Source organism: Mycobacterium sp. 1482292.6, assembly GCF_001672995.1.
Taxonomy (GTDB): Bacteria; Actinomycetota; Actinomycetes; order Mycobacteriales; family Mycobacteriaceae; genus Mycobacterium; species Mycobacterium europaeum_A.
Window position 1 is genome coordinate 1 of record NZ_LZKV01000254.1, and the last position, 13,605, is coordinate 13,605.

The window sequence follows — 13,605 nt, forward strand, 5'->3', positions numbered from 1 at the left end:
GCCGCCGGCGCCATCCCGGTGCTGGCGATTTATGGCATCCCGCACCGCGACTGTGGCAGTTTCGCCGCCGGCGGCATTGGCGTCGCCGACATACTTCCCGACCGTGCCTGCCGACCCGCCCGGGACGATCCAGTACGCCTGCGGCGTGTTGGCGATGGCGGTCAGCTCGGGACTCGGCGGATCGGCGCTCTGCGAGGCGCGCATGGCCGCCGATGTCGGGTTGACGTAGAACGGCGCCCCGGCCAGCGGGTCGCCGTCGGCGGCCAGCCGCACCGGCGGGGCGGGACGGACCTGCACGGGGGCCGCAACCAGGCCCATGCCGGCGACGGCCGCAACCGTAATTAAGGGGACGATCCACCGTGCGGCTGCACCTGCAGCTGAGAAGTTCACCTGAGGAAAATTAGTGGCTCGCAAGCATCGAGCGCCAATCGACGGTTCGGTCTACTGAGGACGGCTACGGCGACCCGCTTACATCGAGCCGCGCCCGCCGGGACCGCCGGCAAGCAGGCCGGCCGCGAAGGCCGCGCCCTTGTCGATCACCGCGGCGTTGGTCGAATACGTGTCATGCGCGGCGAAATTCATCCCGTCGGAACAGATGGGGTCCTCGGCGGCGCACACCTGGATGGTCTTGGCCTGATAGAGCGGGCCGATGGCAACCGGCGGCTCACCGAAGAAGTTCATCGCCTTCTCGTTGGGCAAGGCGAAGAGCACGACCGAGGAGACGTGGTTGGCGATTTCCGGATCCAGCGGTTTGGGGACGCTCGCGGGATCGATCCCATCAGGTACGACGGGCGAGGTGACGAAGCCCATCACGGCCGCCCCTTGGGAGTAACCACCGAGCACCATCTTGGTGTTGGGGCAGTCGTGCGCCATCGACACGACGTGTGCGGCAGCGTCTCTGACGCCGGCCTCACCCGCGTTTGTCCAGTCATGCGTGGCGGGGTAATCGACCGCGTAGACGTCGAACGATTTTGCGCCGACGCGCGGCTGCAGCGAGTCGACGAATGCCTGCCCGGTCGGACCGAGGCCGGGCGGATCGTCAGTGCCGCGGGCGAACACGACCTGCACATCCGGGCACGGACCGGCGGTTGCGGCGGGGATGGCGGTCACGAGGGCCGAAGCGGCGGCGCCCGACGCCGCGGCTACCGCTGAAGCAACAAGACAAGGGCCGTGACGTGCGCTCATGCCGCTGTTTGCCCAAAATCGTGATTTTTAAACCGCGGCCATCTGCCGCCGACCGGCGTGAGCCGGGGACGGCGCGCAGAATTCGCTCATGGAACGATCAGCCGGTTCCAGCAAATCTGGCAACCGCTTACGTCCGGGCAGTCTTGGCGGTGGCGGAGGGATTTGAACCCTCCTACTGGCCCAGCTCATGGAACCAAGGCGCGTCTGAACTGCGGAATGACACTAATTGTAATTCGTTGGCATTGCCTGGTTTTGTGCCCAGGTGTGCCCAATATGTGCCCGCGGAAGCGGGGGGCTCGGGGCCACGCCAGAAGCTAACCAGTCAGGATCGACAGCATGACTATTTGGCTGACTGCCCAGACTGCCGCTGAATATCTCAGCGTCAGCACGTATACCATCCGCGAGGCGGTTAAGGCCGGCGAGCTTCAGGCCTATGCGATCGGGAGCGGCCGCGAGTACCGGCTCACCGCTGAGGACGTTGACGCGTGGATGCTGTCCCGAGCTTGGGAACCCACCCTTCCTAAGCAGCTCTGACATGAACGGTTCTGTCGACGAGTCCCCATCAGGCGCCGCTCCGAGTCCCATTAAGACGTACAGCCTTGACGAGGTCGCGGCGATGGTGCTGCCACCGGAAATGAAGAACGGCCGCCTATGGCTGAGGCGACGCATCAGGTCCGGAGAAGCCCGGGCGTATAAGGCCGGGCGAACCTGGCGCATGACTCATGAAGACGTCGAGGACTTGATTGCCAGGCTTCGTAACAATGTGGCGCCGTCGACGCCGCCGGTGCGCGAGGACCATGAGCACAACCCGATGGGGCTGTCTGCTCGGTCTTTGAGGTACCGCCAGAGGTACGGCATCGAGGGAAATCCGAACTTGCAGAAGCCAAGGAAGAAGCGCAAGCCCGCAGAAGGCCCTTGAGCGCAATCTTTCGCTGCCGCTACCGGCCGTCGCGGAGCTGGTAAACCCTCGGCAGGGACACTCCCGCAGCCTCCGCCATCTTCTCCCCCGAAAGGCCTTGCTCGAATCCCTCGCGGATGAGCCGGCGCAGCTCGGCATCAGCTTCGTCGAGCGCCGCGCGTCGACGTTGCCGCGCCTTGGCAGCTCGTCGGATGAGTGCCAAATGGTCCTCCATAATCACCGCGAAGCGTAACGCCGCGGGCGACACGTCGGCGTGAAGCCTTTCGCGTGTTTATAGAAGTCTATAAGGTTGTTACCTGAGGTGAGTTGTTCACGCCGCCGAAATCCCTTGAGAGAGCTGGAGAAAGCCATGACCAAAAGTTATCCGAGCTTGCGAGGGCCGCCCTTGCAGCGCTCCGATACCGCTTTCGTTTTGAGCAGCCCCGCTCGAAAAGACTGAAGGCGGCTCCCCTGCCAGGGAACCGCCTTCTTCACTCACAAGCCCCCTGCCAGGGGCCGAAGCACTAAACCAACAAGGAGATTACTCCCATGCGCAAAAACTGCGCAACATCACTGCAATCCGCACTCAGCCAACCACCCACAGACCGCTACCCAGAGGTGCCGCCCCCACCCGGCTTCAATGCCCCAGATTTGTGGGAGGCCGGCCGGATCCTCTCGCAAGACGCGATACGCGCATGGCGGCTGGTCTACCGCCAAGCTCAGAAGGTCACCGATCACGATGCCTATGCATGTGTTCGCGCTATCCAGTACAGCGACAGCAGCTTCGAAGACGTCGAGATCCTCGTTAACGGCGCTGGCAGCGACGCCCCCCTCAACAGCGACCAGGCCCGAGAGCTCGCTGCGGCGCTGCTCGAGGTGGCTGCCGAAGTCGATGAGGGGGCTGAGCGATGACTACCTCGAACATTCGTCGAGGGCACTACATGCGGAAGGTCGCGGAGGTCACCGATGTGGTCGGCCTGGAGGACTTGACCGAGGACGAGCTGGTGGCGCTCACGGTTTTGCTGGCGCCCGCGTACGGCCGTGTCCGGTCGGGACAGCGGGAAGCAGTCGATCAGCTTGGGAGCTGGACGCTGTGAGCGCAGAACGAGACAAGCTGATATGGCGGCTTAAGTCCTCCATGGGAGCTATCACGCCCGAAGGACTCACCCTCGACGAGCTGTGCCGCCTGGTTCCCATCATCGAAGGTGCTGCCGATCGCGAAGTGGAGCCCGTCGACAACGTGATCACCTTCGCGACATGCCGGCGCCGACGAGCGCGACGCGTTGGCTCGCGCAAACAGTCGGGTGCCGATGATTGAGGGAACCAGACGGGCCGAGTCCACGTCTGACTAGGAGACGGGCCGCCCCTGCTCTCCTCAGGGGCGGCCCTTATCGCGATTTGTCGCCGACGATTTCCCGGACAGGTGTCCCTACCCAGTGCGAATATTCAGGGAGGAACCAACAGGAGATCCGATATGGCCCGCAACGACGACCAGGACGACGAGCAGCACTTAACCGCGGCTGCCGCCGAGGCGGACAAGACCGAGATCGGGGCGGCCGCCGATGAGACTGAGCTCGTACCGCCGCTCGCGGTCGCCGGGCCCGAGTTCGCGTGGTCCCACGAAGACGACGACGCAGGAGGCGATTACTCGTGGGGACGCGCTGCAGAGCGCGCCAGCATCATCGTCATCGCCTGCGCCGCAGTAGCAGTCGCGGTAGGTCTGCTGATATGGCTTGGTTTCAATCTCCACGACCAGACCAAGCCGGCAGCAGCCCCGGAAGCCACACGGCCTGCCACGATCGTTCCCGAGGCACTGCCGAAAGTCACCGCGGCGCCCCCATCGACAGTGACCGTCGTACCCCCAGCACCCGCGCCGGCGACAGTCACGGTACAAGCCGCGCCCCCACCAGCACCCGCTGTGCAACCCGCGCCGGTGCTCCCGCCCCCTGGCGGCACCCATGTTTTCACCATCTGCCCTGATGGGCATGAAGGTGTCGTCGGTGGCCACACCAGCTGTGCGTTCGCGGCGAACGTGCGCCAAGTCTTTTATGCCTCCGGCATGGGCACCACTTTCACCGCGTTTTCCCCGGTGACGGGTGATGGCTACGACATGACTTGTGTCGGAAGATATCCGGCGTATTTCAGTGACGGGTCGACGAAGGTATCGACGCGCTGCTACGGCGGCGACAACGCCGAAGTAGTCATCTGGTGACCCGTCCCTGACTAGATACCTTGAATGAAATGCGGGCGCCGGAGACCACTCTCGGCGGTTTGGCCGGATGCTCAACCGATGAATTGACCGCCGCATATGCGGTAGTACGGTTACACCAACTTAGCTATAAGGGGGCCGCGATGCTCGTGTGTATCGACCGGTCGCTGATGGTGTCATGCAGTTCGTCAACCTGAGCCAAGCAGAGCTGATCGCCGCGGCTGGCGGTGGCCCGTGGGCCGTCAACCAGAGCTTGCAAGCTGGGAGTCCGTTTCAGATTTCTCAGCTGGCGGAGGCGTTCCATGCCGCCGGTCGATGCTCGACGGCGGCCCAGGAAGAGTTCGAGCAGGCCCGCAAGCGCTTCGGCATGGCCTGGAATCACCAGAACGGTGATCACCCGATCAACGGCTCCGCAGAAGTGCAGCGGCTGACAAAGTCAATGAACCTGCAGACCGAACAGTTACCCAAGATCGGTGCCGATCTGGAAAACATCGCAGCCATGCTAGGCGCCGCGCAGAAAGAAGGCGGCGCCGAGATCGCCACGTTGGACCGGCAGTTGCAGTTGCTCGACAAGCTGATCGGTGCCGCGAAGAAAGATTTGGAAGATCCCGCCCTCGATGCGAAGAGCCGCCACGCATTGGAGACGTTGATCCAGGACGCTAAAGCTGACGCCGCCGACGACACTCGAGATGCTCTCAAACAGATGACGTCTATCCGTGACACGTACACGCGATCGCTACGGCAAGCACAGGCAAACGGCAACCTCACCCCCCAAGACGCTGCTCTCGCTTCCGAATTCAAGCCCGCCGGCTTCGGCGACGGACAGGGCCCTCCGCCTTCCGACCCCAAGATCAACGGACCGGCCGGCCCTCCGCAACACGAACAGAGCACCTACGATCTACAAGACCAGTTCCAAGACGGCCAAGGCCCCACCTTCGGCGGCGATCCCCGAGATAAGAACCCCGACGGGTCACCAACCAACCTGCCGCGTAGCCCGGCTTCGCAGTTGGCGCAGGGGCCCGACGGCACCCGGCCGCTGCCGACGGGAACCGCCCTCGGGCCTGACGGGCACCGGTACGCTTTTTTCAGCAATCCCGATGGCAGTGTCCAACCGGGGATCAACCAATACGCAACGAATGGGGCGGTGTGGGACTACACCGATCCCAACCATCCCGTCAAGGTCGGTGAGCTGCCCGGGATCTACCAAGCCAGCGGCGCCTACGACCCCAACACCCATCAAATGGTGATCATCGGAAACACCAGCAACCGGACGGGCGACCTCAACCGCGGCATGTGGGTATCAGCTCCAATCGATCCAGCCAAACCCAACAACTGGATCAATACCCTCAAGCCCGTCGGCAACGTGAGCCTTCCTGGGGATCGCGAAAGCCAACTCGTCACACTCAAGGGTGGCGGATTCATGCTTGTCGGCGCGAGCAACGGCGAGTCCGTGCAGGCCATCAGCGCCGCCACCCCAGAAGGACTGACGCACGCTCAGCCCGTCACCCTGGTAACTCAAGACACCCTCAAAACTGTGTACGGGCCCACCATTACCGGCACAACCCTTGATCCTGTGACTGGTCTTGAGACCGTTCAACTGCGCGTGAGCACCTGGCCGCAACACCCGGAGAATCCGAGGTTCTATGACCCCAATACATGGACGACAACCTTCACTGTCCAGCACTGAATCGAAGGACAGCTTTCGAATGGTGAGCAGGGTGAGCGCAGCGATAGCGGGCGCCGTCTTGGTGGTTTTGGCGCTGGTCTCTTGTCATTCGAAACCTGTTGCTACAGCCGCGCCTCCAAAGTTTCCTGATGTCAACGCATTTCATGCAGCGGATCCCGCAACCTACGTTGCGCACTTCGGTCGCGGCGGCGGCGGAGTGTTCTTCGCTACACCTGACGGGCTGCAATGCGGATGGGGTTCGCTGGCCAATGGACCGACCGATCACGTCAGCGTCGACTGCGATGGACCGGTACCCGGTCTGCCTGACAGTGCTCCCCGCGGCCAGGACGGCTGCGAAAGAGTTGGTGTGGCGAGCTCCCTACACTCGGATCTCGGTCCATACGGCTTTTTTCAAGGCACGTGCCCGGTGATCACCTCGCCGCTACTCAACGCGGGTCAGAAATTCACCGCCGCAAACACCACCTGCTTGGTGGGTGCCGATCGATTGACCGCCTGCATCGATCCGATCTTGAACCGGGGATTCGTGCTTCAGCCCTCCGGCTCGTGGACGTTCTAGACGCCAGCCGGTCACACATAGCAAATTGCTAAGAAGGGAGTAATGGATGACAGGTAGAATTCACACCGTGGGTTTGACCGGGAGATCAGCGCTCGTAGCAGCCATAAGCGCCTTGGCGTTTGTCTTCGCACCCGTTGCAGCTGCTGATCCGAACTCGCCGTCTTACTTGCAAGGCAAACAAGCCATCACCGAGCAGATTCAGCACTTTCACGTGCAGCTAAATGCAAACACCGATTGGAACACGTACTGCGAGCAGGTCCTTGAGAGTGACTTGAAACGCGGTGCCATCCTCCAAGTGGACTCGACACCCGATTTCATCGCCGGCTGCACAGACGGAGGACGCGCGCTCATAGCGGCGCACTGAGCCGCTCAGATGGCGCCAACCTGCATTCAAAGCACTGTGCGGGTCGGCCCGGTCGCTTATCCGGCGATGCAGGCGGTGTCGGCCGGGACCGATGGGACGCAGGCTGACAGGCATCCGGTGAGGGTGGTGGCGCTGATTACGAGCATTAGGGCAACGCAGATTCTGGTGACACGCGACATGACTCGACTCCGTTGGCGCGAAGGAACTGTTGCTTGACCGAGGTCGTAATTGTACGTGTGTTGAGCCGGGGTTTGTAAGCCCCCGTTTCAGGGGATGGCGAGGATTGGTACGCCGATCGCTCCCCAGGTGCCAGATTGCGTTGCGGAGAAGTTCACGGATGGAGAAGCAGCGGGAGCGTCTCCTATTAACAGAGGACGGTACGTACTGCTGCCAGCGTTGTTGTATCGGGTGGTCTGGTTGTAGCTGGAGAACCCGGAGGTTGTGTTGTTGTTGCCGAACGCCTGGAACGCCATGCCCCTGCCGCTTACTGGCACCGAAAGCGTTGCGGTGCTGCTGGTTCCGGTGTTGGTTACGACGGTACCGAGTCCTGCCGCGCGGCTATAGGACACTGAGTTTGTCGTCAGCAGGTACGCACTACTGATGGAGTTCCCCGGACCGGGGGTAGCCGTCAAGGAAATGGTTTGGCTCCCGGTGGGAGCACCGATTAGCCCGAATATGTACAGGGACACGAAGTATGAGGGTGCTCCGCTGATGTTGGCGTAGCTGCTCAGGGTGCCCAGCTGGGTCATTGGTGTACTGCCGACCTGAGCGGTGACTGTAATCCCAAATTGGACTTCGATATTGGCGGCGAGGAGGACGCAGTTGCCGCTGATCGTGTGCGACCAATTCGTCGAGATAGGCGTGGTGTTGTTCAAAGTGGATTGCATCGCTTGACCCGCCCCTGTCGCGTCATAGGCGACTGGGCCCCCAGGTGGTGGGCGGTGGATCATCGCCCCGGGTGGAAAGCCGCGCCCGAGCCTCACCATCAGCGCTTGTCGCTTTCCGCGGGCTCGAGCAGATATTGCCACAGGCCGTCGTCGTTACAACCTTGCACCAGCCGCAGCAGCGTTCCGATCGGGTGCTCGGCTGCGGCCTCCATCGCATCGGATGCGATTTCGCGGAAGATCGATTCTAGGGGCTCACCGAAAGTTTCGTCGCCATGTCCGCTGGCCTCAAAGGTGCTGCGGCAGGTGGCAATTAAGTCGTCCTCCGAGACGTCCAGGTCGCGAACGATGACCATGGTTGTACGTTCGTGCCACGGGCCGATGCCGGGCACGACTGGCAGCTCGCCGCCGACGTCCCACTGGAAGAATTCGCGATCGGCCTCGGTCGGGCGATGCACGGTCAGCATTTCCATCGTGTGTCCTCCGGCGGAACGGCGCAGCCCGGTGGGTCTGCGGTCTGCCTCAACGCTAAAGAACGAGCGGCACAAAGGCTTTGATACTCGCGTCGGCGCGAGCGGGCCAGCGGCGGCCCGTACCTCAACCGACGTACGTATGGAACGCGTCATTTCCTATCATGCGGAATCGGAGCCGAGGCGACTCATCCAAAAGCGGTAGCCGGTCGATCGCGGCGGCGGACCGGCGGGTTCCGAAGATGAATTGATGGCACTGGCGGGCAATCTCGGTGTTGATGGCGCGAGGATTGCGCGCGCTCCACTGCGGCGTAGCGCCCTTCCGAGGCCCCCGGCTCATGACGAGAAGAGCGTTGGGAGACAGCACAAACCGGACCTCATCCGCAGTCTCTATGCCGACACCTCTAGGTTCTGACACTTGGGTGGGGCGCCGCCACGAATGAACCGGGGAATCGCTGCTGATCAGCGCGGGCCCGCGGAACTTGTGAACCGTCCAGGTCATTGTTTCCAAGCGGGGCGCGACCTGGGTGACCGCAACGTCGACCGCGACACTATGCGTCATCGCGCGCGGCGGCTCGCCGTACATGGCGAGCGCACCACAGACATAGCTCCATGCGGCTTCGACCTCGGATTCGTCGGGCTCGCCGCCACCGTCGTGGTCTCGGAGGTAATCCTGGACAGCATTTTTGGGCACCGGCCGCTCGGTCGTCGTTGCAGCTACGTTCGATATGAAATTCATCTGCTCGAGGTGCTTCTCAGTCCTCATGAGCTGCATCGCCATGAACAGCGCAAACAACCTCCGCTGGTCGTCTTTCAAGTCGCCTTGCGCGATCAAATCGGCACGCAGGTTCGGCCATTCCGCCTCGACGCCCTGGTACAACTTCTCGTTTGCATCTCCCAGCTCGCCGAGACCGTAGAGGCCGCCTATGACAGCCACGTTCTTGACGCTCGCAGGGCGCGCATCGTCGCCGCGGCGGCGGTATGCCACCAGGTCGTCGGAATCTGCCCACGCGCGGAGGTAGGTCCTTGGAACGAAGTGTGCGCGGGTTTTGTTCACCACCTGCCCAGCGTAGGGTCCACCGTCCAGCTGTCCGGGACAACCGCGCAACAGCAATTTTCGGTCGATCGCCGCCGTAGGACGCTAAGGGTGTCCGCGGTGGTGGACAACCCCTCACCGGAGTCGGCCTGAGCGGGCGCAAATCGGCCTCTGGCCAGCGGTTTCACGCTGATCCATCGCCCACCAAGCCGAAACTTTTTGGGCTGTACGTAAAAATTCGCGACGTCGGGGCGGTCGCTACGAGGGGGTGGGCCTCAATAAAAAAGGGTGGGCGCAGGGGTGGCGTTTGCTGGCACGGTTGGCCAGGATTTGTTGACCGGTGACCGGTCGCATGGTCTCCATGCAGGTGTTAAGGCCAGGCCATGGTGCCATGGCCGACGTCCGCGCCGTCGTGTTTGCTGCGTCGGCCGCGGAGCGTGTCATTCCACGGGTTCCAGCCGGGTCCAATACGCGATCCATTTTCTTCTGAACAACGCAAGAGATTGATCGGTAAGCCGTCCGAATCGTGTGTCGTGGCTGGTCATTGCAAGCCGCTTCTCGCCGTCCGGCAGTCCGGCGAACGCTCTCGTCTCGATACCGAAGTAGCTGGCGGGCACGTAGTAGGGATCAGAGAGCACCACGTACGACTCTCCAAGGCCGGCGAGGTGACCGAGGTAGTGGGCTTCGAGTGGCTGGAGTTCAGTCGCATTGGAGCGCAGTAGCTGTTGGCGATGGTCCGGCGTGGCGGCGACGTCGCGAATCCTCACGAACGATAGACGCTCGATCGTGGCGTCACCCCTGCGGTTCATCTTGTCGAGAGCGCACTCATGGTTGATGAGCATGGCGGGACCCGTACGTAGCTGCGCCACAAAGTCCTGCGAGAGGTCCGGGTAGTAAAGGACTGGTGCGCGGCTAAAAAGATCGCCTTGACACAGCCACGGAGATGGCTCCGTGACGGTCCCCGCAGCAGACGTCACCAGTCAGTGTCGTCCTCGACGGACCGGAATGTGACGCGACGAAGGGCCCCGCTGTCAATATCGAAGTACGCCGGCTCAGAGAAGGTGTCTCCCTTAGAGCAGCGACTACCCGCCAGAAGGGCCAAACGACCTTGCCAGAAGGCCGTGGGGCCCGTCTGCGCGGCGACCTGCGCCGCTGTCAAAGCGGACTCACACGCCTTCAGATCAAGCATGCGGCTCGGCTGCGTTATCGCCACGGTCGATCACTCCCCTCGTTGCATCAGTTATACACGCCTCAAACACGTAGTTCTTCGCGTTCCGCAATGTGTCGAACTCGGCCGTTAGCTCATTATCGAACGAATCTGAGGTTGGATCCAAATCCAACTCGTGCGAGACATCGATATCTAGAATTAATGCCGTCGTGTCCGGCACGCGCGGATTATCTAATGCGGTTGTAACGATCGCCTTCACGCCGAAGGCGGCAATAGGGAAGGAGATTTGTGCAAAATACCGTTCGATTGCTTGGGGCAAATATGGCGAGATATCGACCGTTGTTCGAAGGTAGTCATTAATCTCTACCTGTGGGTTCTGGATAACGATTCGATTGACAAATCGAACTCCAACATTGGTTACGCAAGAAGGCGATGCGGCTTCTTTATAGCGTTGCCATCGCGTTTCTACGTTACCGATAAACTGGTCCCAGTCCTGGTATTTAGACAACTGAGAGTATGTAAAGCGGTCCAGTCCTGCAATTATAGAGAATTGCCTCTTCTGTTGATATTTGTAGCCCTGGGGGCCGTCGCCCGCCTCGACAACTCGATCGCCTTCAACGCGGGGAACAAATTGGTAGTAGGGATCCGGCTCGTCTAGGTCCGGATACAGTGCTTGCAGGTCGCCAAGGTTAACGCTATCTGGCAGCGACACACGCAGGTCGACTGTCGCCTCGATTATCGGGGCGTTCGAGTACCGGCGGCCCAGGTCAACCATGCCGACCAAACCGATGAACGGGTCGAGTGGGGCCCCCTTGTTGGTCATTGCAATGCAGCTTAGACGTTCAGTGGGCGGACACGCAGCATATCGATGCACGGCGGCGCGGAAGGCGGAGCTTGTTGATGCAGGTCATGGCGCGTTCCTTGGGCTGAGAATGCGGGTGTTAAGGCCAAGCCATCGCTCGATGGCCGACGTCCGCTCAGTGCCCAACTTACCTGTGCTCGCGGCTACCAACAGCACCACGGATGGCCTTGCGCACAACCTCTGCATCCGCGGTGACGTCGTAGTTGACGCGCTTGAAGGAGTCGGTGTGAAAGTGGCGCTTCACGAAGATGTTGAACGCCTCAAGCGGGTCCTGGGTGTTCTCAAAGGCCAGTTGTTCCGCAGCAGCGTCGGCCCTTTCCTTGGCCTGCTTGGCGTACATATCGTCGGGGCCTTGATAAACCTCCACGTGCACCATCCTGAATCTGGAATGATTTCGGTTGCCGGTCTTGCGTTTCCGTGAAACGGATCGGATAGCTAGAAAGTTCCCGCTCGTCGGGCACACGAGCCCCTAATGTGCTTGCCGATCAACCTCGACGAGGCGCTCTAGAACGGCGCCCGCATGATGTCCGTGCCATCGTCCCCCAGCCGTTGCTTACGCCGGCGCCAAAAGTCTGGTCCATGAGGCGAACGGGCGGTGATACGCCGCGGAACTGGCGCGGGTTGTCGCTCATCTGGACCAGCGCATGATGCGCGGCCATGGTGCTCAAGTAGTGCTCGTCCATTCTGAATCCTCCTCAACCGAAGTTTCGGCACCAGCCGGTCGCGCCAGCGCTCGACCGCCGGCAGCGAGGCCGGCTGGTGCCGCCTGTCCGCGCACCAGAGAAAGGTAGCGAGCGCGCAGACAAGGTTCATTACGCGGCTGTCCCGGACAGCGCGCGGACAGCATCCTTTCGGGCCTTGACGGCCGCGGCGACAACGTCATTGGCGAAGCGGTGCCCACCCTCACGTAAGGCGGTTCGGGCAGTGGGGGCGCCGGCGCCAAGGTCCACGCCCAGGTGCTCGAGCGCCTTGAGGCAGTCGTGGAGCGCCTCGCGGTCGACTGTTGACGTATCCGCGTCAGATTCGGGCGGCTCGATTCGCTCGATCATTCCGGAGCTGAGCAAGAACTCGGCCTCCGCATCGGATAGCCACGGAATGGTGTCGCCGTAGTTCGTCGGTACGCCCAGGTTCGGGCAATCGCGGTAGTGATAGTGGACGGATCCGGACTGGTCGTGGACGAGGACCAGGGGTGCTGTCACGCGGTAGGGCATGGTCAATTCTTCTTTCTCATGAGGTGGATTCAGTTCCCTCGTACTGGTTTTGGCTTCCAATATGCGGTGCCGTCGCCGTTTTCGATCAGCTCGGGGGTGTAGTCGTCATTGATCGCAGGCATGCCGTGGTACGTCGACTCTGGCGGCTTTAGGCCATCCCGGAACCGGGCCCCTAAGTTCCAAGCCACATGACGGTAAGTCGGGTCCGCGTCGATGTCGGCCTTCGTCCTGGCGGGCATCTCCGCGGAATTCGCGGGACGCGAGGGTGCCGCACGGCGAGGACGGTGCAGCTGAGATTGGCTAGCGGCAACGCTTTTCGTCTGACCGCCAAGCCACGGCGCCATGAGCCGGTTGTAAACGTCTTCCAGGTCGGAGTCGGGGTCAGCAGCGCCGATCCGGCCATCCGGCCTGATACCGGGTGCCAACGACGCAAGCACCAACCGATTTCCCGGCCGGTCACGCTTGAGCGCATCACGCCAGCTTTGCGCACTCTGAGCCGTTAGCCGGCCATCATTTACCGCCGCGGCGACTAGCCGGCGGTCCTCAGCTTCAAGCACTTTCTCTACCTGTGAACGGTTTTCGGCTTTCCGCCTAGCGGCGTCCTCCGCCAAGAGCTTATCCGCGGCCGCCCGAATCGTTTCCCAATCCGAACCTGGATCCACACCAACTATCCGCGCGAGTTCCGCAAGCTCTGCGGCTGACACAACTACCGTTTCCATACCTACTCGCCGTTCCTCTCGTTCAAGCGGACCCTCAGACTCTCCAGGCTGTCGACAGTCACCATGTGTTGCCTGCCGACCTTTCGGCTCTTGAGATTGCCTCTACGGCAGTGGTCCCGCACCTTGTCGGCTGTGCAGCCAAGAGCCGCAGCGGCTGTCGCAGTGTCCACGCAAGGTTCATGGCCTGAGACTATGGTCTCGACAGCAGCTGAACTGTTCTGCTCGCGTTGGCGCGAGTCACCCACGCTCACGGCGGCTTCGGCGAGCGCGTGTTGCGCTTCGACCAGTCCGTCCGGGATGCACCCATTGCGCTGCGCCGCCAATTCGGCGTACCTTCCCAGCCAAAACACAACTAG

The 13,605-nt window shown here is 61.9% G+C and carries 18 protein-coding genes and 2 pseudogenes; 9 read left to right on the forward strand and 11 right to left on the reverse strand.

All coding sequences use genetic code 11. The features are described from left to right. Positions 1–75: pseudogene (locus tag A5624_RS29245) on the forward strand (hypothetical protein); the annotation flags it as partial. Here A5624_RS29245 and A5624_RS25480 read toward each other — a convergent pair. Together A5624_RS25480 and A5624_RS25485 are read right to left on the reverse strand one after the other, a co-directional pair. After that, a pseudogene (locus A5624_RS25480) lies at positions 64–390 on the reverse strand (1,4-beta-glucanase); the annotation flags it as partial. The pseudogenes A5624_RS29245 and A5624_RS25480 sit on opposite strands and share 12 nt — an antisense overlap. 78 nt (positions 391–468) lie before the next feature. Continuing rightward, positions 469–1,185 carry a cutinase family protein gene (locus tag A5624_RS25485; protein WP_066872884.1) on the reverse strand — a complete coding sequence of 239 codons (717 nt, stop codon included), beginning with the start codon at positions 1,183–1,185 and terminating at the stop codon, positions 469–471. Positions 1,186–1,521: 336 nt separating this feature from the next. Here A5624_RS25485 and A5624_RS25490 point away from each other — a divergent pair, with 336 nt between their 5' ends. Beyond that, positions 1,522–1,719, forward strand: coding sequence for a helix-turn-helix domain-containing protein (locus A5624_RS25490; RefSeq protein WP_066872887.1), 198 nt, complete (start codon positions 1,522–1,524; stop codon positions 1,717–1,719). Position 1,720: 1 nt separating this feature from the next. Next, positions 1,721–2,104: a helix-turn-helix domain-containing protein gene (locus tag A5624_RS28340; protein ID WP_156749198.1), complete on the forward strand. Its 384-nt coding sequence runs from the start codon at positions 1,721–1,723 to the stop codon at positions 2,102–2,104. Positions 2,105–2,123: 19 nt separating this feature from the next. Here A5624_RS28340 and A5624_RS25495 read toward each other — a convergent pair whose 3' ends face one another. Next, a complete protein-coding gene (locus tag A5624_RS25495) occupies positions 2,124–2,351 on the reverse strand; it encodes a hypothetical protein (protein WP_197519034.1) in 228 nt (75 codons plus the stop codon). A 281-nt stretch (positions 2,352–2,632) separates the two neighbouring features. On the opposite strand from A5624_RS25495, the gene A5624_RS25500 reads away from it, so the two are divergent. The 6 genes from A5624_RS25500 (at position 2,633) to A5624_RS25530 (ending at position 6,899) form a co-directional block, all read left to right on the forward strand. Continuing rightward, positions 2,633–2,995 carry a hypothetical protein gene (locus A5624_RS25500; protein WP_156749200.1) on the forward strand — a complete coding sequence of 121 codons (363 nt, stop codon included), beginning with the start codon at positions 2,633–2,635 and terminating at the stop codon, positions 2,993–2,995. Beyond that, a complete protein-coding gene (locus A5624_RS25505) occupies positions 2,992–3,180 on the forward strand; it encodes a hypothetical protein (protein ID WP_066872893.1) in 189 nt (62 codons plus the stop codon). The genes A5624_RS25500 and A5624_RS25505 overlap by 4 nt, the downstream gene beginning before the upstream one ends. A gap of 377 nt (positions 3,181–3,557) precedes the next feature. Further along, the gene (locus tag A5624_RS25515) at positions 3,558–4,295 is read left to right on the forward strand and encodes a hypothetical protein (RefSeq protein ID WP_066872898.1); all 738 of its coding nucleotides are present in this window, start codon (positions 3,558–3,560) and stop codon (positions 4,293–4,295) included. A 175-nt stretch (positions 4,296–4,470) separates the two neighbouring features. After that, the gene (locus A5624_RS25520; RefSeq protein WP_066872905.1) at positions 4,471–5,979 is read left to right on the forward strand and encodes a hypothetical protein; all 1,509 of its coding nucleotides are present in this window, start codon (positions 4,471–4,473) and stop codon (positions 5,977–5,979) included. Positions 5,980–6,010: 31 nt separating this feature from the next. Continuing rightward, a complete protein-coding gene (locus A5624_RS25525; protein WP_232002331.1) occupies positions 6,011–6,535 on the forward strand; it encodes a hypothetical protein in 525 nt (174 codons plus the stop codon). Between the two features lie 67 nt (positions 6,536–6,602). Beyond that, on the forward strand, positions 6,603–6,899 hold the full coding sequence (locus A5624_RS25530) for a hypothetical protein (protein ID WP_232002332.1): 297 nt from the start codon (positions 6,603–6,605) through the stop codon (positions 6,897–6,899). 266 nt (positions 6,900–7,165) lie between these two features. Here the strand turns inward: A5624_RS25530 and A5624_RS28345 are convergent, their stop codons facing one another. From A5624_RS28345 to A5624_RS28350, 8 genes are all read right to left on the reverse strand, one after another. Then, positions 7,166–7,786 carry a hypothetical protein gene (locus A5624_RS28345; protein WP_155770879.1) on the reverse strand — a complete coding sequence of 207 codons (621 nt, stop codon included), beginning with the start codon at positions 7,784–7,786 and terminating at the stop codon, positions 7,166–7,168. A 98-nt stretch (positions 7,787–7,884) separates the two neighbouring features. Then, the gene (locus A5624_RS25535) at positions 7,885–8,256 is read right to left on the reverse strand and encodes a hypothetical protein (RefSeq protein ID WP_065126092.1); all 372 of its coding nucleotides are present in this window, start codon (positions 8,254–8,256) and stop codon (positions 7,885–7,887) included. 124 nt (positions 8,257–8,380) lie between these two features. Next, complete coding sequence (locus tag A5624_RS25540; protein WP_172827699.1) at positions 8,381–9,313, reverse strand: DUF4238 domain-containing protein; 933 nt, start codon at positions 9,311–9,313, stop codon at positions 8,381–8,383. A gap of 416 nt (positions 9,314–9,729) precedes the next feature. After that, positions 9,730–10,131 (reverse strand): hypothetical protein, encoded by a 402-nt coding sequence (locus A5624_RS25545; protein ID WP_155770880.1) that lies wholly within the window; start codon positions 10,129–10,131, stop codon positions 9,730–9,732. Between the two features lie 339 nt (positions 10,132–10,470). Continuing rightward, positions 10,471–11,280 carry a TIGR04255 family protein gene (locus A5624_RS27785; RefSeq protein WP_065126096.1) on the reverse strand — a complete coding sequence of 270 codons (810 nt, stop codon included), beginning with the start codon at positions 11,278–11,280 and terminating at the stop codon, positions 10,471–10,473. A gap of 166 nt (positions 11,281–11,446) precedes the next feature. Next, positions 11,447–11,686 carry a hypothetical protein gene (locus A5624_RS25555; RefSeq protein WP_155770881.1) on the reverse strand — a complete coding sequence of 80 codons (240 nt, stop codon included), beginning with the start codon at positions 11,684–11,686 and terminating at the stop codon, positions 11,447–11,449. 445 nt (positions 11,687–12,131) lie between these two features. Continuing rightward, positions 12,132–12,530 (reverse strand): hypothetical protein, encoded by a 399-nt coding sequence (locus tag A5624_RS25560; RefSeq protein WP_065125103.1) that lies wholly within the window; start codon positions 12,528–12,530, stop codon positions 12,132–12,134. Positions 12,531–12,559: 29 nt separating this feature from the next. Further along, on the reverse strand, positions 12,560–13,249 hold the full coding sequence (locus A5624_RS28350; RefSeq protein ID WP_156749202.1) for a hypothetical protein: 690 nt from the start codon (positions 13,247–13,249) through the stop codon (positions 12,560–12,562). Between the last annotated feature and the right edge of the window lie 356 nt (positions 13,250–13,605).